This is a genomic window from Arthrobacter sp. P1_A5 (assembly GCF_056406825.1).
Map to the genome: position 1 here is coordinate 1 of NZ_JBFTZL010000009.1, position 17,375 is coordinate 17,375.

The window sequence follows — 17,375 nt, forward strand, 5'->3', positions numbered from 1 at the left end:
GGCTGCTGCCGGGCGGGCTGGCCGTCGACTGGTTGGCGGCCGGCACGTATGACCGCAGCGTCGGGCTGTCCCTGTTTACCCTGCAGATCACCCACAAGATCGATGAGAACACCGACGCCGAACGCGACCATGTGGTCGGCGCCATTACCGGGGCCGATCCCGCGGCCGGGCTCAGGGTGATCCGTGATTTTTCCACCGGCTATCACGCGCGCAACGGCGGGGGTGACACCATCACCACCGRCGGCAATCTCCCGATCGTCGATCTCAGGCAGACCGTCGCGGAGCCGACCGCTGCGGGCTTGCTTGCGTCCGTCACGGCCCCGGGCGAGGGCCGCACCAGGCGTCCTTCGACCACGATTGTCGGGGCGGCCTTCGTCGGTGCCCGCGCGGCGGCGGCCGCGCTGCTGGCCCTGTCGCTGGTGCTCTTCAAGGACGCGCACGTCGGCTCACTGGTGCAGCCCGTGGCCGGCCCGGCGGTCACGGAGGCCCAGGCGGAATTGGCCGTCAGTGCCGCAACGGTGCTTGTCCTGCTCTTTGCCGTGGCCGAGATCCTGCTGGCGTGGTTCGTGTTCCTCGGCCGAAACTGGGCCCGGACGGTGGCCATGGCGCTGAGCACGGCTGCCATCTGCTTCCAGGCCGTCGATGTTTTCTACGGCGGCCCGGACATCACCCTGAAGTCCAATCTCCCCGGCCTGACCCTGGACATCCTGTTGCTTCTGGCGCTCTCCAGCAAGCGGTCCCGCGACTATGCCCTGCGTCCCCGCAAGGAAGTCAAACGGGATTCCAGCCGTCCCGGCGGCCGGACGCCCTGAATCCCCAGGATCCAGGGGCCCTTGACAGCCCTCTCGCTGCGGGAGCTAGATGTTCAAATAGCCAGCAATCCACCGCAGGAGCAGCTAAGGAGCGGACATGAGCGACGACTCACAGGCGCCCGAGCGTCATCACAGCGAGACCCCCGCCGAAGGTGATGCAACGGCTGAACCCTTCGACGACCGCGCCCATTCCCAGGACGCGGCAGAAGGCCCGGACACCGACGACGAACCGGGCCCCACGGCCTAGCCCCCCTTACGCGCCAGCCTCCCTGCGCGCTAGCCTCTCTACGCGCGAATTCGCCGGAACCCTGCGGGCTCGCCGGAACTTTCCGGCGAGYGGGGAGGCTTCCGGCGAATTGGACTCGCCTGCCCCGGCCGGTGGCCTGACGGTCCCAGCCGCACAGCGTCCTTAACCGGCGAAATATCTTCGCCTGCCCGGGTGTTGCTCCGGCATGACAACAATCGGAATCATCGGTGCAGGACACATCGGCGGCCAGATCGCCCGCAAGGCCGTGGAGCTCGGCTACGACGTCGTGATCAGCAACTCGCGCGGTCCGGAGACCCTGGCGGACCTCGTCGCGGAACTGGGGCCCAAGGCCCGGGCCGCGACGCCGGCCGAGGCGGCCGCAGCCGGCGACTTCGCCGTCGTCACCGTGCCGCTCAGGAGCCTCCCGGACGTCCCCGTGGAACCGCTGGCCGGSAAGATCGTCCTCGACACCAACAACTACTACTGGGAACGTGACGGGCATATCCCGGCCCTGGATGCCGGCGAGGCCACCACCTCCGGCCTGCTGCAGGAGCACCTTCCCCAGTCCAAGGTGGCCAAGGCTTTCAACCACATCATGTTCTCCCAGATCACCACGGACGGGACGCCGGCCGGCACCCCGAACCGCCGTGCCATGGCCACGGCGAGCGACTTCCCGGAAGCGGCCGAGCTGGTGACCAGGCTCTACGACGAATTCGGCTTCGACACCGTCAACATGGGCCCGCTCGCCGAAAGCTGGCGCACGGAACGGGACCGCCCGGCCTACGTGATCCGGCAGAACGCGGCCGAGCTCACGGAGAACCTCGCCAAGGCTCAGCGCACCATCTGACCCGCCCTGGCCCGGGCGCACGAATTCGCCGGAAGGCTGCGAGGTCGCCGGACTTTTCCGGCGAACGGGCAGGTTTCCGGCGAATTCAGCCGTGCGTGCCTGAGTGGGCGCTAGGAGGAGACCCCCACGGCCGCCGCAGTCAGGTCGGTCAGCTCAACGGGGGCAGGGCGGGCAACCGTGCTGCCGATCCGGACCGGCGCACCCGTGTGCGCCGACTCCAGCACGGACTCCATCACCTCCAGGGCGTGGAATGTCAGGGCACCGCCCGCCCTGGGTTCCTGGCCCGCAGGCGTGCGGATGAGATCGGAGATGCCGAAGCCCCGCCCCGATTCCACATAGCCCGCGGAGACGGGCAGGGTCTCCCAGTCGTCTGCACCGAGGGCGAAGAGCTGCACGTCGCCGTCGAAGTGGTTGGGATCCGGGACCACGAGGGAGCCGTGCTCACCGTGGATTTCGATGTTGGGGCTCTTGGTCTTCACGGCGTCGAAGCTCATCACCAGCGTGGACAGGGCGCCCGAGGCGTGGACCAGGACGCCGGTGACGTGGGTGTCGGTTGCCACGGGCACGTTCTGGCCTTCGCGTGGGCCCGAACCGATGGTCCGCTCGTCGCGGGTGTGGCTGGCCGCACCGATCACCGAGACCACGGGTCCGAGCAGGGTGACCAGGGCCGAGACGTAGTAGGGTCCCATGTCCAGCAGCGGGCCGCCGCCGGGCTGGTAATAGAAGTCCGGGTTCGGGTGCCAGCGCTCATGCCCCGGGGTGACCATGGTGGCGGTCGCGGAGATGGGCCGGCCGATCAGTCCGTCGTCGATGGCTTTCCGTGCGGTCTGGATCCCGGTCCCGAGCACGGTGTCCGGGGCGCAGCCGACCACGACGCCGGCTGCCCGGGCGGCGTCGAGGACCTGGCAGGCCTCCGCTGTGGTTGCCGCCAACGGCTTCTCGCCGTAGACGGATTTGCCGGCGGCAATGGCGCGGAGGGCGATCTCGGCGTGCGCCGCGGGAATGGTCAGGTTCAGGACGAGTTCGACGTCGTCGGCGGCCAGGAGCGCGTCGACTGTGAGCGCCCGGACGCCGTCGTACGAGTCGGCAACTGCCTGCGCCCGGGACGGGTCAAGGTCCGCGACGGCGACGAGGTTGATGTCCTCGAGCCGGCGGAAGTTGACCAGGTACTGGGCGATGATGGCTCCACAGCCGATGATTCCAACGTTTAACGGCTTGCCCACAGCAGGCCCCTTTCGATGATGGTGCGGACGTTGCTGTCCTGGAGGATTTCGACGCGGTGTCCCGGGGTGCAGACGAAGATCCTGCCCTTGCCCCACTGCCGGGTCCAGACGGCGGGCGAGGTGACTTCCCGGTGCCAGGGGTCCCATTCGCGAACCTTCTGGGTGGTGGTGGCCAGGACGTCGATGTAGTCGTCGGCGAGGACCCAGTACTGTTCGGTGACGAGATCGAAGTCGCCGAGACCGGCAGTGATCGGATGGTCCGCTGCCGCCGGGATTGTGGTGACGTCCGGCTTCAGTACGGCCCAGTTGAGCGCCTTCCGCCGGCGGCACATCCCGGTGGTGGTGATCGATCCGCTCAACCCGCCGCCGTCGGAGGTTGTCAGTGTGGGGGCCACGAACTGGGCGGGCGGCAAGGAAGCCACGGAGCACCTGCTCGGCCTCGGCCACCGGCGGATCGCTTACATTGGCGGACCAGAATCGGCCGAATGCAACCAGGCCCGCCTCCATGGCTATATGGCGGCACTCATGGCCGGCGGAGTCCAGATCAGGCCCGACTACGTCATGCTGGACAAATTCCGCCCCGAACACGGAATCCGCTCGCTCAAGGCGCTCATGGCCCTCCCCGAGCCCCCCACCGCCATCTTCGCGGGGAGTGACAGCATTGGCCTCGGCGTCCTGGCCGAAGCCCGGCGGCACGGGCTGCGGATCCCCGAAGACCTGAGCGTGGTGGGCTTCGACGGCACGTACCAAGCGGAGCAGTCCATCCCCGCCCTGACTACCGTGACGCAGCCGCTGCAGGAGATGGGCCGCGCCGCACTGCGCGCCGTCCTCCGGCTGGCCAACAACGAGGAGCTCGACTCGCGGCGGGTCGAACTCGCCACCCACTTGGTGGTCCGGGAGTCGACGGCCGCTCCCGCCGCCGGGGACCCGGAACCGGAGATTCCGCGGCACTAGTCGCCGTTGGCACGGCGGAAACCGGGCGGATCCTGGTGGCCGGAGGCCAGCAGCACCGGGCGGATCCTGGTGGCCGGAGGCCAGCAGCACTGTTACGGCCAGCAGCGGCTCAGTTGCCGGGGTCAACGCGACTGCTCGCCCGCAGGTAGTTTTGCCTGATGGCTGGGTGGAAGTCCGGGGCGGGTGCGGCGTCCACCGCGACCGGCCAGGCCGGCCGGTTGCCGCTGGACGCCCAGGCTGCCTGGACGGCAGCACCCCTGGCCACGTACTCCCCCGGGCTCGGGACCACGACCGGCAGGTCGAAGACCTGGGCCGCGATGGCCTGCACCGCGGGGTTCTGCACGGCGCCGCCGATCAGCAGCAGCCGTGTTGCGGGGCTCCCTTGGGCGCGGAGGGCATCCAGGCCGCCGGACAGCCCGCAGAGCATGCCTTCGATGGCGGCCCGGGCCACATTGCTCCTGGTGCTGGAGGCAATGCTGAGCCCGTGGAAGCTGGCTTTGGCGTGGGGCAGGTTGGGCGTGCGCTCACCTTCGAAATACGGCACCAGCACCACGCCGCCGGCGCCGGGTTCGGCGCCCAGGGCAAGTCGCGCAAGTTCGTCGAAGTCCACGCCCAGGATGCCTGCCACGGAGCCGAGCACGCGCGCGGCATTCAGCGTGACGGCGATGGGMAGGTATTCTCCGCTGGCGTCCGCGAAGCCCGCCACCGTTCCGCTGGGATCGGCGACGGCACGGGACGCCACCGAGAACACCGTGCCGCTGGTGCCAACGGACACCACCACGTCACCGGGTTCGGCCCCCAGACCGAGGGCGGCGGCCGCGTTGTCCCCGGCGCCGGCGCCGAGGAGAATGCGGTGACCGGGTCCTGCCGGGCTTGATCCGGACTGGCCGGGCAACTGAGTCGCGGAACCGAAGCAGCCGGGGTGGACCGCCCCGGCGGCGTCCCCGGGGCCAAGCACCCGCGGCAGAACCACGGTGCCTGGATCCCGGTGCCCGGCACCCCCGCTGGCCTGCCTGGCGTCCCGGCCGAAGGCCAGTTTGAACAGCTCCAGATCGTATTCGCCGGCCGAAGGGCTCCAGTATCCGGTGCCGCTGGCCTCGGAGCGGTCGGTGGTGAGCTGGTCCAGATCCGGGCCCAGCGGGCTGGCTGCTGCCGGACCGTAACCGCGGAGCCGCCAGGTCAGCCAGTCGTGGGGCAGCGCAACAGCCGCCACCCGGTCCGCCAGGTCCGGTTCGTGGTCCCGGACCCAGCGGATCTTGGTGATGGTGAAGGAGGCCACCGGGACCAGCCCGGTCCTGCGGGCAAAGTCCTCCGCCCCCACTTCATCGGTGAGTGCGGCCGCCGCCGACGCCGATCGGGTGTCGTTCCACAGCAGCGCCGGGCGCACTACGTTGCCGGCGTGGTCCAGCAGCACCATGCCGTGCTGCTGGCCCCCCACCGAGAGCGCGCTGACGTCCGCCAGCCCGCCGGCGTCGTCGAACGCCGCTGACAAGGCCCGCCACCAGTGGTCCGGGTGGACTTCCGTTCCGTCCGGGTGGGCGGCCCGGCCCTGGCGGACCAGCGTGCCGGTGCCGGCGTCGAGGACCACCACTTTGCAGCTTTGGGTGGAGGAGTCGACGCCGGCAACAAGGTTCATAGGAGCAGCCGTCACGGTCTTAGCGGGCGCCGAGCAGGTGCTCGATGAAGAGCTGCTGCAGCTTCACGAAGCCGAAGCCCTTGCCGCCGAAGTAGGCGTCGGCGTCGAAGTCCTCGTAGGAGGCGCGGTCGGCGCGGAGCTGTTCGTAGCCTTCGCCCGGGTTGAGGGTGGGTTCGTTGATTTCCGCCACGCGGGAGGCCTGCAGCGCGGCCTGGACCTCGGGGTCGGCGCGGAAGGCCTTGGCGCGTTCCTTGAGCAGCAGGTAGGTCTGCATGTTGGCGGCCGCGGAGTCCCATACGCCGTCGATGTCCTCGGTGCGGCTGGGCTTGTAGTCGAAGTGGCGCGGGCCGTCGTAGGCCGGTCCGCCGTCGGGGCCGCCGTTTTCGAGCAGGTCCACGAGGGAAAACGCGTTCTGCAGGTCGCCGTGGCCGAACACCAGGTCCTGGTCGAACTTGATGCTGCGCTGGCCGTTGAGGTCGATGTGGAAGAGCTTGCCCTGGTAGAGCGCCTGGGCGATGCCGTGGGTGAAGTTCAGTCCGGCCATCTGCTCGTGCCCGGTCTCGGGGTTGATGCCCACCAGCTCGGGGCGCTCGAGGGTTTCGATGAACGCCAGGGCGTGGCCCAGGGTGGGCAGGAGGATGTCGCCGCGGGGTTCGTTGGGCTTGGGCTCGATGGCGAACCGGATGTTGTAACCCTTGTCCGTGACGTAGTCGCCCAGCAGGTTCACGGCTTCGCGGTAGCGTTCCAGGGCGCCGCGGATGTCCTTTGCGGCGTCGTATTCGCTGCCTTCCCGGCCGCCCCACATGACGAAGGTTTCCGCACCCAGCTCGGCGGCGAGGTCAATGTTGTCCAGGACCTTGCGCAAGGCGAAGCGCCGGACGCCGCGGTCGTTGCTGGTGAAGCCGCCGTCCTTGAAGACGGGGTGGCTGAAGAGGTTGGTGGTGACCATCGGGACGATCATTCCGGTGGCCTTCAATGCGCCGGTCAGCCGGTCGATTTCGCGCTGGCGGTCAGCCGCGGAGCAGCCGAAGGGAAAGAGGTCGTTGTCGTGGAAGGTGATGCCGTAGGCGCCGAGGTCGCTGAGCCTGTTGACGGCTTCCACCGTGTCCAGCGGCGGGCGGGTGGCGGAGCCGAACTGGTCCTGGGCCTCCCAGCCCACCGTCCAGAGGCCGAAGGAAAACTTGTCGTCACGGGTGGGCTGAATCGCCATTGAATGCTCCGAGGGTAGGGGGTGGTCGTCGATTGGTCAGGTTCAGGAATGAATTGTTCTAGAGACAAACATATTACGGATTTTCGTGATGTCAACCACTCGCTCCAGACCCAATCCGGCAATGTGGTGCCCGCTGTAGCGGAATCTTCGTGCGACTGTTATGTTGTGACAAACAGCAAAACCGGCCGTGTCCGCGGCACCACTATGGCTGTGACGTGGGCAAAGAGCCCCGAGCGAAGGATGCAACCGTGATCGATCAGATGGTGACCGAACGCAACTGGGCGGGGAACTACGGCTACCAGGCACCGCAGATAGCCCATCCGGCCAGCGTGGCCGAGCTGCAGGACCTGGTTACGGGTGCCGCGAAGATCCGTGCGCTGGGGTCCCGCCATTCGTTCAACGACATTGCGGACACCGCCGGCACCTTGGTGGTGCTGGACAGGCTCGACGCGGGCATCAGCGTCGATGCGCAGAACATGACCGTCACCGTCAGCGGTGGCACGCGCTACGGGACGCTCTCCGCAGAGCTCCAGCGCCGGGGCTTCGCCCTGCACAACCTCGCGTCGCTGCCGCACATCTCGGTGGCGGGCGCCGTTGCTACCGCCACCCACGGCTCCGGCGACCGCAACGGCAACCTCGCCACCGCCGTGGCGGCGCTGGAGCTGATCACCGCCGACGGCGCCGTGGTCACCGCGCGCCGCGGCGACCCGGACTTTGCCGGCATGGTGGTGGGACTGGGCGCATTGGGCATCGTCAGCCGCCTGACCCTGGACATTGAACCCAGCTTCGAGATTGTCCAGAGCGTCTTTGAGGGCCTGGACTGGGAACAGGTCCTGGAAAGCTTCGACGACGTGACGTCCGCGGCCTACAGCGTGAGCCTGTTCACCGACTGGAGCGGGACGAAGGTGGGCCAGGCATGGCTCAAGAACCGCACGGACCAGGCGGTGCTGTCCGCCGGATTCCCGGAATTCTTCTCCGGCACCCCGGCCACGCAGGCCCGGCACCCGTTGCCCGGCGTGTCCGGGAGCAACTGCACCGAGCAACTCGGCGTTCCCGGGCCGTGGTCCGACCGGCTCGCGCACTTCCGGATGGAATTCACCCCCAGCAAGGGTGAGGAGCTGCAGAGTGAATACCAGATCCCCCGCGAGCACGCCGTGGAGGCCATCCGCACCATACGGGGCCTGTCAAAAATCGTCACTCCCCTGCTCCTGGTCGGGGAAGTCCGCACGATCGCAGCCGATGACCTGTGGCTCAGCCCCAACTACGGCCGCGACGGAATCGGCCTCCACTTCACCTGGCGCCGGGACGAGCCCGCGGTCACCGCGATCCTGCCCCGCCTCGAAGCGGAACTGGCCCCGTTCGGCGCCAGGCCGCACTGGGGCAAACTTTTCCACGGCGGCGCCGCCGCCCTCGCCCCGCTGTATCCGCGCTTTGCCGACTTCACAGCCCTGGCCGGCAGGCTGGATCCGGCCGGAAAATTCCGCAACGCGTTCCTGGACCGCACGGTATTCGGCCGCTGATATTGTCACGATGATGCCTCCACGTACCCAAGCTTCCGCGCCGACGGGCGAGCCCGATCCGTCGCGCCGCAACAATTTGTCGTTGCTGACCTCCCTCGTCCATCACCACGGGGTCCTCAGCCGCGCCCAACTGACCCGCCAAACGGGGCTGAACCGCTCCACCGTCGGAACGTTGATCGGCCACCTCACCTCCCTGGGCCTGGTCTACGAATCGGCGCCCTCCGGCGAGGGGCAGGTAGGCAGGCCCAGTCCCGAGGTCCACCCCAGCCCGTCGATTGCGGCGCTGGCCGTCAACCCGGAGGTCGACGCCGTTACCATCGGCCTGGTCAGCCTCGGAGGGAAAGTGCAAAAGAAGATCCGCTTCGAAACGGAACGGATTCCGAGCGCCCGGGAGGCGGTGAATATCGCAGCGGCCGTGATCGCCGGGATGCGGTCCGAGCTGGATGCGTCCTACCGGATCACCGGCGTTGGCATGGCCGTGCCGGGCCTGGTCAACCGCGACGACGGCGTCGTGCGGCACGCTCCGCACCTGGGCTGGCGCAATGAACCGGTCGCCCGCATGCTGAGCGAGGCCGCCGGCTATCCGTGCCAGGCCGCGAACGACGCCTCCCTCGGAGCCGAAGCCGAGCTGATTTTCGGCGCTGGTGCCGGTGCCGGCACCAGCGCCGGGCAGGGGAACCTGATCTATCTCAACGGTGGCGCCAGCGGCATCGGCGGCGGGATCATCGCCGACGGACAGTTGCTCAGGGGTGCCTCCGGCTACGCGGGGGAACTCGGCCACACCTTTGTCCGTTCCGGCGGCAGCGCCTGCCACTGCGGTGCCACGGGCTGCCTGGAAACCGAAGTCTCCCAGTCCCGCCTCATGGAACTGGCCGGGTTGAGCAGCGGCGATACCGCCGACCTCGAAGAGGCGCTCGGGAACAGCCGCAGCGCCGCGGTGGACGATGAAGTCGGCCGCCAGCTCACGTATCTGGGTATAGCCCTGCGCAACGCCGTGAACATCTTCAACCCCGATGCGATTGTCCTGGACGGTTTCCTGGGAACGCTGCACGCGCTCGCCCCGGCGTCGTTGGATGCAATCCTGCGGTCGCAGGCCATGGACGGTCCCGCGGGCCAGGCGAAGATCTACCGCGCAGCACTCGGGTCAGATCTGATGATGATCGGCGCCGCGGAACTGGCCTTCACCCCATTCCTGGCCGATCCCGCAGGCCTCGGCCCAACCCCCGGCACCATCCCCGCACCCGCGTCACGGACAGGCTGACCGTGCCAAGGCAGGGAACTTCGCCGATGGGTGAGCACTACGAACTGCAGGGAATGTTGGACGGCCGCAGCCAAAAAGCCGTCGTCACGGAAATCGCCGCCAGCCTGCGCGCGCTGGAAATCGACGGCGTCGCCCTCCTGCAGGACTACCCCGCCCAGTCCGCTCCGCCCTCGTGCGCCGGCTGGGTCCTGGTGCCGTGGCCCAATCGGGTGGCCGATGGCCAGTGGACCTACGACGGTGTCCCGCAGCAGCTGGAAATTACAGAACCCGGCAACGGCAACGCCCTGCACGGGCTGCTGTCCGGCGCCTCGTACCGGGTAGCACGCCGGACGGCTGCCAGCATTACGCTGGCCGCCGATATCACCTCAGCACCGGGCTACCCCTTTCAACTCGCGACCTCGGTCGGCTACCAGCTCACGGCAGATGGACTTCTTGTCACCCACAGCCTGACCAATACCGGCTCCAAGGCCGCCCCGGTCGCCGTGGGGGCCCACCCTTTCCTCCGGGTGGGTGCTGTGCCCACGGAAGACCTCAAGCTCGTCATCAATGCCGGCGCCCACCTCGAAGTCAACGACCGACTTAATCCGACCGGTGCCACCACGGCTGTCCACGGAACTAAGCACGACTTCCGGGCAGGGCAGCTAATTCGCGAGGTCGCCCTCGACGACGCCTGGAGCGGCGTTCTCCGGGAACCGGACGGCAGCTCACTGCACTATCTGGAAGCCCCGGACGGCCGCCAGGTGCAACTGTTCATGGATGCGTCCTTCGGCTACGTCCAGGCCTTCACCACCCGTGTCTTCCCCAGCGAGAGCGGCCCGGTAACGGCGGTGGCGCTGGAGCCCATGACGGCCCCGGCGGACGCCTTCAACAGTGGCGAAGGCCTGCGCTGGCTGGCCCCCGGCGAGACCTGGCACCTCAGCTGGGGCATCCGCTACCGGCTGCCCTGAGCCAAGTAGCCGACGGCCGCCGGTCTTGAAGGGCGCGAATTCGCCGGATGCCTCCGAAGTCGCCGGACTTTTCCGGCGAACTGGCAGGCTTCCGGCGAATTCGGCCGGGCGGGGACAGGGTCCGCCAGCCGAGTCACCTGTCGCCGGGTGGAGCGTCCTTCCCGAACCAGGCACTGACCAGCAGCCACACGGACCACACGAGGATGAGGACAATGCCCGCCAGCGTGGGAATGGTGTTCGCCGGGGAGAAGCCTTCGGCCCCGATGATCCAGCCCTGCGCGAGGTAGGCGAGCCCGGACAGCGCCATGAGATAGCCGATCGGCCGGGAGACGCGGCGCGCCCCGACAACCACGGCACCGGTCAGGATCAGGGCCACGCCCAGCACGAAGCTCTGGTAACTGCGCATGCCCCACTCCAGCCAACGGATACCCTCGGCCGTCGCTAACCGCGCAGCTTTCTCCGGCTCCGGGGCCGCAACCCAGGCGTCCACGGCGTGCTTGAGGGCAACGCCGTCGACGGCTTGGAGCGCGGCGTAAAGTGCCAGCGCGGCGACCACGGCGACAGCGCCGAAGCGGGCCGTCCAGGCCATGGCCCCATTCGGTGCTTTCAGGACCACCAGCAGGACCAGCAGCCCGGAGATGAGAAGCGCCATGCCGGCGAACTGGCCGAGGTGGACCGCCGTCCAAATACCGCTGCGGGCGTACTCCGCGAACGTCGTCGGGTGGTCGTTTGCGCTGGCCGTATCGGCATGGAGCAACCCGGCGACCACGGACAGGGTGAAGCCGGCAAACGCCAGGGTGGCGGCGAGGCGAAGCGGTGCACGGGCTGATGACGGGCGCCCAGACCCGGCCGAAGCCGCCGGCCGCGGATCATGATCTGTGCCGTATTTCTTCATGGCATCGTCCGTTTCGTGCCGACGCGCGGGTGCGCGAAGTGCTCCCCTAAGCGCAGGCTACGCCGATTGCGTCCGCGGAGCCACGGACCTTTGACCGGCATCTCGCGGCCGCACGTGCGACCCGGCGGGACCGCCCGTTAGTCTGGACCCCGCCACACCCATTAGGACTGCGCTCCTCCATGGCCCAACCGCGCAGCGAAGCGCGCGACCGCGTCTTCCGGAGTTGGCGCGGGACCGAAGAGCTCTGCCTGGCGGCTCGTCTTGGCCACGTAGCGGCCGGTATCGAACCAGGCCGCCATGGCTCCCATGTCTTTCATGAGCGGGGCTGACTTTCCCGCAACCTTGCCCACAGCGCGGAGCAGACCGGCGGGAATGGACACGACCCTGATTTTCTTATTCGCCAGCCGCGACACCAGCCCAGCGCCCTCCTGCATGCTGATCGGCCGGCTCCAGCCCAGATCGATGCGTTCCCCGGCGGCGATGTCCGCGTCAACGGCTTCCGCGAGATAAGTCGCGACGTCGCTGACCAGAACGAATGTCAGGGGCACGCTTTTAGAGCCAAGCCAGACGATCCGGCCCTTCTCGAACGGGTCACCGCCCATCTGGGCGATCTGATCGAAAAATGCACCGGGACGCAGGGCAACGAACGGGACGCCGAGTTCTTCGAGTTTGTCCTCGGCGAGCTTCTTGTGCCAGAAATGCGGCACATTCGGTGTCTGGTCGCTCGTGAGGATGCTGGTGAGCACGAAGCGCGGCACCCCGGCTTTGCTGGCGGCGATGGCGAGATTGGCGTTGCCCCGCGTGTCGATCTCGTGGGCGTTCTTGTTCTTCCCGGTGTACCCGGCCGCCGTCGTGATCACAGCGGCGGCGCCGGTCATCGCGGCGATGAGCGAATCGAGGTCGAGCATGTCGCCGCGGGCTATCTCGACGCCCTTGGCCTCGAGTTTGCCCGCGTCCGAGCTCGGGCGGACAAGCGCCCGCACCTTCTTGCCCCGGTCAAAAAGCCGGTCGACGACCTGCCCACCGAGCGATCCCGTTGCACCGACAACCAGAACGGGTTCCTGTTCAGACATTGTTATCTCCTAGATGTTTTCTCTGCGGCAGCTGCGAAGGGCGGGCACCCGGGTAACCCGGGTAATAAGCCGAAGGAGTTCGACGGCGCCCGTAGCCTGTGGGCGTTTAGTTCGGCGGCGCCTGGCCCGCCCCGCTCCACAGCCGCCGCCACCAGGGCCGCTTCGGCTCCGGCTCCGGAGGGGCGACGGCGGCCGCGGCAGCCCGGCGGCCCCGCCAGCGGTCCAGTTCGACGTCGACGTCCCGCGTCTTGGTGATCACGGGCGGCCCGCCCTGTAGCTGCCGCCGGGCGTCGATGACCCGGGCATTGAAGTCCTCCACGATCTCGCGGACCTGCTTTTCGCTGAACTGGGCATCGAGCCGCGCGTCGAGCTCGGCGTCCTCGGTGCGGAGCAGGATGGCCTTCGGGCCCAGGCCGGAGATGTTCTCCCGCTGGATCAGGCCCTTGACCCACCAGTCGGGGTCGTACGCCTCGCCCAGCCCGGGAATGGGTTTGCCGGCGTACTTGAGGTTGTCGAACTTGCCCTGCGCCATGGCATCCCGGATCAGGTACTCGGCCTTGGCGGCGTCGTCGATCTTGGCGCGCTTTTGCCGGAGTTCCTCCTCGGCGGTGTTGAGCTCGTCGTTCTCCTGCGCGGTGCTGCCCGAGGCCCGCACGGCCCGGAGTTCCGCGGCACGCTCCACCCGGCGCCGGAAAGCGCTGTTGGAACCACTGACCCCGCTGCTCATCAGTCACCACCGTCCTCGCCTGTCGGAATCGCGGATCTGCCTTCCAGTATGAGGAACAGCCGGGCGGCGGCAAAAGGTCCGCGCGGCAGCAAACCGCGGCCATTGCAACCCGCCCCCTCGCCGAGACGGGATCCTTACACACCCGTAACCCGGTGTTAACCCACCCGTGCGAAGCTGGGGACTTCGGATAAAACTAAGCGTCCTTCCCATCTTTTCTGCACAGCAGATCCCGAGGAGTTGCAGCCGTGAACAGCCAAAACCAGAGCGCGTCCGGAAGCCCCCTACAAACCAGCAGCGAGGAAGCGCCCGAGGACCAGAGCAGCACGCACGTCACGCATGTCCGCGAAGACGTGGCCATGGCGGGCCGGTGCGCCAACGTCCACCTGCCCACCGGGCGCACGTGCACGTTGCCCAAGCGCCACCCCGGCTCGTGCAATTTCGTCGGACCCGAGGACGCGGAGCACGTTGCAAAGCAATAGATCAAAGCAGTAGGACGAAGCGGACTCCCTACGCAGTTTTGCGCAAGGATTCCGGCGGATCCGGTCCCGGGTGCCACGCCGCGGCTACGCTGATCGGACATTGAGCACCGGATCTAGCTGAGGGAGATCACGTGCCTCGTGAGAATCTGCGTGAAGATCTGCGGCAGCGCGCCGAGAATGCATCGGCTCAAGGGCTGTCCGACGGAACCACATCCGCTGCGCCGCGGCCCGTACCACCGGACGCCACAGCCCTGACCCGGGCCGGCATTGCCGGCTGGGCCGCCCGGCTCGGCCCTCCCGGAGCGGAAGCACCCCGGTCCCGGAGGCTGGCCCATGTCGGCGGTATCGCGGCCATCGCCGCCCTGGTCCTCTACCTGACGTGGCGTGTCCTGTTCACGATGCCGTCGGGTGAATGGAACCTGGCCATCGCCTGGATCCTGGTCACCTTCGAGGCCCTGCCGCTGGCCGGACTCATCCTGAAGGCGTGGTCAGTGTGGAACATCGACAGCCATCCGCCGGCGCCCGTGACGGAGGCCCCGAACGGCATGCGGGTGGCGGTGCTGATCCCCACGTACAACGAGCCCATCGAGGTTCTGACGCCCACGGTTGCGGCGGCCTGCGAACTGGCCCCGGCGCATGAGACGTGGGTCCTCGACGACGGCGACCGGCCTTGGGTCGAAGAAATGTGCGTCGCCTACGGCGCCCGGTATGTCCGACGGGCCGTCCACGACCACGCCAAGGCCGGCAACATGAACCACGCACTGTCCCTGATGGCCTCGGAGAAGGCCGCCGGCGGCCCGGGAATCGACATCATCGCGGTCCTGGACTGCGACCACGTCCCGCTGCCCACGTTCCTCACCGCCACCCTGGGCTGGTTCGAAGACCCCGGGATCGCCCTGATCCAGGGTCCGCAGTCCTTCTACAACGGCGGCGCGTTCGACGACGACGGCATCACGGGTGAGCAGGGCACCTTCTTCAACGTCCTCATGGCGTCCCGCAACGTACCCGGCGCCGGACCCTTCTGGTGCGGGTCGACGTCGTTGTTGCGCCTGAGCGCCCTGGAGGAGGTGGGCGGCGTGGCGACCGAGACCATCACCGAGGACATGCACACCACGCTCAAACTCATCCGGCGCGGCTGGCGGACCGTCTACCACCACCAGACGCTCGCCGTCGGGCTCGCGCCGGCGACGCCGGACCAGTACCTGCTGCAGCGCCGGCGCTGGGGCATGGGCGCCATGCAGATCCTCGTCCGCGAGAAGCTGTGGGCGGCGAAGGGGTGGCTGTCGTGGCGGAATTACCACGAGTACCTCAACGGCACGCTGTGGTGGCTGGAGGGCATCGCCACGCTGGTGGCCTTCCTGATTCCGGTGGTGATCATGCTGTCCGGGGCGCAGACCTCCACCGCCGGGCCGCTGCTTTTCACCGGGGTCTTCCTGGTCATGTTCACCGTGCGCCTGTGGGGGTCCAAGCAGCTGATGCGCAACGAAATCCACTGGCCCACGGCCTTCGCCCTGCGGATTTTCCGCGTCCCGGTCGGCCTGGCGTGCCTCTGGTGGCTCATGTCCCGGAACATTCTGGAGTTCCAGGTGACGCCCAAGGGCGCCGCCGACCTCCGGCTCCGGGGCCGGACCCCGCGCATCCTGATCGTGATGGTTGTCCTCATCTCCGCGGTGATTCTTTACGCGGCCGCCGGGTTGGCCGGGCTGGTGCCCTGGCGCACGACGCCCGGTTCCACGGTGGCGTCCGGTGCCTGGCTGGTGCTCGCCGGCGCGGTCCTGGTGCTCGGGACGCGCAGGATCCGGGCCGCCGAATTCGCCACATCCCGCCGCAACGCCTACCGGATGGAGGTGTCCGCGCCGGTGGAGGCCGAGGGCACCAGCGGAGAGCTGCTGGACATTTCGGTCGGAGGCGCCGCAGTCCGCTTCCCGCACGGCACGCTGCCGGCTTCGGGGACAGTCACGCTCCGGTTGCCGGAGGCCGCGCCGGTCCGGCTGCAGGTCATCCGCACCACCAGGCAACCCGACGGCACCGAGATCGCGTCCCTGCGGGCGGCCGACGACGACTGGGCCACCTATCGTGCGCTCTCGTTGTGGATCTTCCACACGCCCGCAGGGGCGCTGCCCGATTTCCCGCCCGGCGTCCCGGCCGCGGCGTCGCTGCGGGGGCGCTGAGGGCTGGAGGCCGGCGTTACCGTCCGCTCACTCCCCCTCGAGGCAGAGGATGAACCCGGGAAACACATGCCGGCCGGGGCGTCCGCCCACCTCGTCGATGGCCCGGCGGATCTGCCGGAGCTGCTCCACGGTCATCTGCAGCGGTGGTTCGTCGGGCTGGTAGGTGGTGAAGATCGGATAGTCGACGCCGGGCTGCCGCGACATTTCGATGTGGCAGCCCAGGACATGGGTGACGGTGTGGGTGGCGCAGAACCCGATCAGCCGTTCGATGGTGCTCACAAACGCTGGCCAGTCCTGGATGTAGAGCCGGCCGGGATAGACCGTGTCTCCGGTGAGCAGGAACCCGGTGTGGGGATCGTAGAACGTCACGGCCGCGTTGTGGTGCCCCGGGCTGGGCCAGCATGCCAGGACGCGCCCGCCGAGGTCCACCTGCGCGGGCTGACCGGCGCCGCCGCGGGCGTCCGGGTCGCCGGCGTCCGGGTCACTGGCGTCCGGGTCGCCGTCGTCCGAGTCACGGGCRTCCGGGTCGCCGGCGTCCGGGTCACTGGCGTCCGGGTCGCCGTCGTCCGAGTCACGGGCGTCCGGGTCGCCGGCGTCCGGGTCACTGGCGTCCGGGTCACTGGCGTCAGTGAATCCGAAGAATTCCCAGGCGTTGTCCCGGGCCGCATCCACCAGAACGGTGTCGGGACGGCCGGCGAACTGGGCATCGCCTGCGACATGATCGCCATGCGGGTGGGTATGGAGGACAAGGAGGCCGTAGCCGTCGCGGGGATGGGCGGCGAGCCACGCGTCCATGAGGCCGTCGACAACGCGGCGCAGCGGGAAGAAGTCCGCGGATGCGGTCGCGCCGGTATCGATCAGGACGGCCCTGGCGTTGCCGAACAGCAGGAACATGAACGGCGCCTCGTAGTTGACCGCCATGTTCTGGCGCAGGATGAACGTGTGCCCGTCGTAGGCGTGGACCTGGATGTCCGGGTCCGTGTTGTGCTTCGCCGACTCCGAGCCGTGGATCCAGGCCACCTCCAGGTCTCCGGACCGGGCGCCGCCTGCCGTGAAGTCGATCAGGTCGGGGGGCGTCTCCATGCGTTCTCCTAAGGGCGTCAGCGCCAGTGGCGGCGGGTGCGGCGGACGTCGGTTCCGCAGTGACGCACCAACACTCCATGATGACCGGTCCCCTTCCGGTCCTCAAACCCCGTCGGTTGCTCCGTAAAAGCCCTTTTGACGAGTGATTACGGCACCTACGGAGCAATCGATGAGGCCCCCGCAGCTCTGCAGACCTCACCTTGGTCCGTAGACCTAAAACGGGCCGCGTAATTTAGGAACTTTTCCATACTTTGGGCGATGCCTGCTGGATAGGCTGAGGTGTCCGGACA

General features: G+C 68.3%; 15 protein-coding genes and 2 pseudogenes. 9 read left to right on the plus strand and 8 right to left on the minus strand.

Features of this window, described 5'->3' with window-relative positions:
- The 3 genes from AC1D1S_RS03610 to AC1D1S_RS03620 form a co-directional block, all read left to right on the plus strand.
- Positions 1-812, plus strand: an 812-nt coding sequence (locus AC1D1S_RS03610; RefSeq protein ID WP_476993740.1) for an LssY C-terminal domain-containing protein, incomplete at its 5' end; no start/stop codon positions are given.
- 97 nt (positions 813-909) lie between these two features.
- Positions 910-1,059, plus strand: a complete 150-nt coding sequence (locus tag AC1D1S_RS03615; protein WP_164468554.1) for a hypothetical protein — start codon at positions 910-912, stop codon at positions 1,057-1,059.
- Between the two features lie 205 nt (positions 1,060-1,264).
- The gene (locus AC1D1S_RS03620; RefSeq protein WP_476942847.1) at positions 1,265-1,906 is read left to right on the plus strand and encodes an NADPH-dependent F420 reductase; all 642 of its coding nucleotides are present in this window, start codon (positions 1,265-1,267) and stop codon (positions 1,904-1,906) included.
- A gap of 110 nt (positions 1,907-2,016) precedes the next feature.
- Here AC1D1S_RS03620 and AC1D1S_RS03625 read toward each other — a convergent pair whose 3' ends face one another.
- Both AC1D1S_RS03625 and AC1D1S_RS03630 read right to left on the minus strand, forming a co-directional pair.
- The gene (locus AC1D1S_RS03625; protein WP_476993741.1) at positions 2,017-3,129 is read right to left on the minus strand and encodes a Gfo/Idh/MocA family protein; all 1,113 of its coding nucleotides are present in this window, start codon (positions 3,127-3,129) and stop codon (positions 2,017-2,019) included.
- Positions 3,114-3,413, minus strand: a pseudogene (locus AC1D1S_RS03630) (ThuA domain-containing protein); the annotation flags it as partial. The gene AC1D1S_RS03625 and the pseudogene AC1D1S_RS03630, both read right to left, overlap by 16 nt.
- On the opposite strand from AC1D1S_RS03630, the pseudogene AC1D1S_RS03635 reads away from it, so the two are divergent.
- A pseudogene (locus tag AC1D1S_RS03635) lies at positions 3,394-4,083 on the plus strand (substrate-binding domain-containing protein); the annotation flags it as partial. The pseudogenes AC1D1S_RS03630 and AC1D1S_RS03635 overlap by 20 nt on opposite strands.
- A 109-nt stretch (positions 4,084-4,192) precedes the next feature.
- On the opposite strand, the gene AC1D1S_RS03640 reads toward AC1D1S_RS03635, so the two are convergent.
- Positions 4,193-5,719, minus strand: a complete 1,527-nt coding sequence (locus AC1D1S_RS03640) for a xylulokinase (RefSeq protein ID WP_476993742.1) — start codon at positions 5,717-5,719, stop codon at positions 4,193-4,195.
- Between the two features lie 19 nt (positions 5,720-5,738).
- The gene (gene xylA, locus AC1D1S_RS03645) at positions 5,739-6,929 is read right to left on the minus strand and encodes a xylose isomerase (RefSeq protein WP_223981120.1); all 1,191 of its coding nucleotides are present in this window, start codon (positions 6,927-6,929) and stop codon (positions 5,739-5,741) included.
- 260 nt (positions 6,930-7,189) lie between these two features.
- On the opposite strand from xylA, the gene AC1D1S_RS03650 reads away from it, so the two are divergent.
- From AC1D1S_RS03650 to AC1D1S_RS03660, 3 genes are all read left to right on the plus strand, one after another.
- Entirely contained in the window at positions 7,190-8,449 is a 1,260-nt protein-coding gene (locus tag AC1D1S_RS03650) for an FAD-binding protein (RefSeq protein WP_476993767.1), read from the plus strand.
- Between the two features lie 82 nt (positions 8,450-8,531).
- On the plus strand, positions 8,532-9,710 hold the full coding sequence (locus AC1D1S_RS03655; RefSeq protein WP_476993743.1) for an ROK family protein: 1,179 nt from the start codon (positions 8,532-8,534) through the stop codon (positions 9,708-9,710).
- Between the two features lie 26 nt (positions 9,711-9,736).
- On the plus strand, positions 9,737-10,657 hold the full coding sequence (locus tag AC1D1S_RS03660; RefSeq protein WP_243181678.1) for an aldose 1-epimerase family protein: 921 nt from the start codon (positions 9,737-9,739) through the stop codon (positions 10,655-10,657).
- Between the two features lie 133 nt (positions 10,658-10,790).
- On the opposite strand, the gene AC1D1S_RS03665 is transcribed toward AC1D1S_RS03660, so the two are convergent.
- From AC1D1S_RS03665 to AC1D1S_RS03675, 3 genes are all read right to left on the minus strand, one after another.
- Entirely contained in the window at positions 10,791-11,552 is a 762-nt protein-coding gene (locus AC1D1S_RS03665) for a DUF4386 family protein (protein WP_243181677.1), read from the minus strand.
- A 161-nt stretch (positions 11,553-11,713) separates the two neighbouring features.
- A complete protein-coding gene (locus AC1D1S_RS03670) occupies positions 11,714-12,625 on the minus strand; it encodes an SDR family oxidoreductase (protein WP_243181676.1) in 912 nt (303 codons plus the stop codon).
- A 106-nt stretch (positions 12,626-12,731) separates the two neighbouring features.
- Complete coding sequence (locus AC1D1S_RS03675; RefSeq protein WP_243181675.1) at positions 12,732-13,352, minus strand: DnaJ family domain-containing protein; 621 nt, start codon at positions 13,350-13,352, stop codon at positions 12,732-12,734.
- A gap of 245 nt (positions 13,353-13,597) precedes the next feature.
- Here AC1D1S_RS03675 and AC1D1S_RS03680 point away from each other — a divergent pair, with 245 nt between their 5' ends.
- The gene (locus tag AC1D1S_RS03680) at positions 13,598-13,831 is read left to right on the plus strand and encodes a hypothetical protein (protein ID WP_243181674.1); all 234 of its coding nucleotides are present in this window, start codon (positions 13,598-13,600) and stop codon (positions 13,829-13,831) included.
- 131 nt (positions 13,832-13,962) lie between these two features.
- Positions 13,963-16,002: a glycosyltransferase family 2 protein gene (locus AC1D1S_RS03685; protein ID WP_476993744.1), complete on the plus strand. Its 2,040-nt coding sequence runs from the start codon at positions 13,963-13,965 to the stop codon at positions 16,000-16,002.
- Between the two features lie 27 nt (positions 16,003-16,029).
- On the opposite strand, the gene AC1D1S_RS03690 is transcribed toward AC1D1S_RS03685, so the two are convergent.
- Positions 16,030-17,085: an MBL fold metallo-hydrolase gene (locus AC1D1S_RS03690; protein WP_476993745.1), complete on the minus strand. Its 1,056-nt coding sequence runs from the start codon at positions 17,083-17,085 to the stop codon at positions 16,030-16,032.
- Between the last annotated feature and the right edge of the window lie 290 nt (positions 17,086-17,375).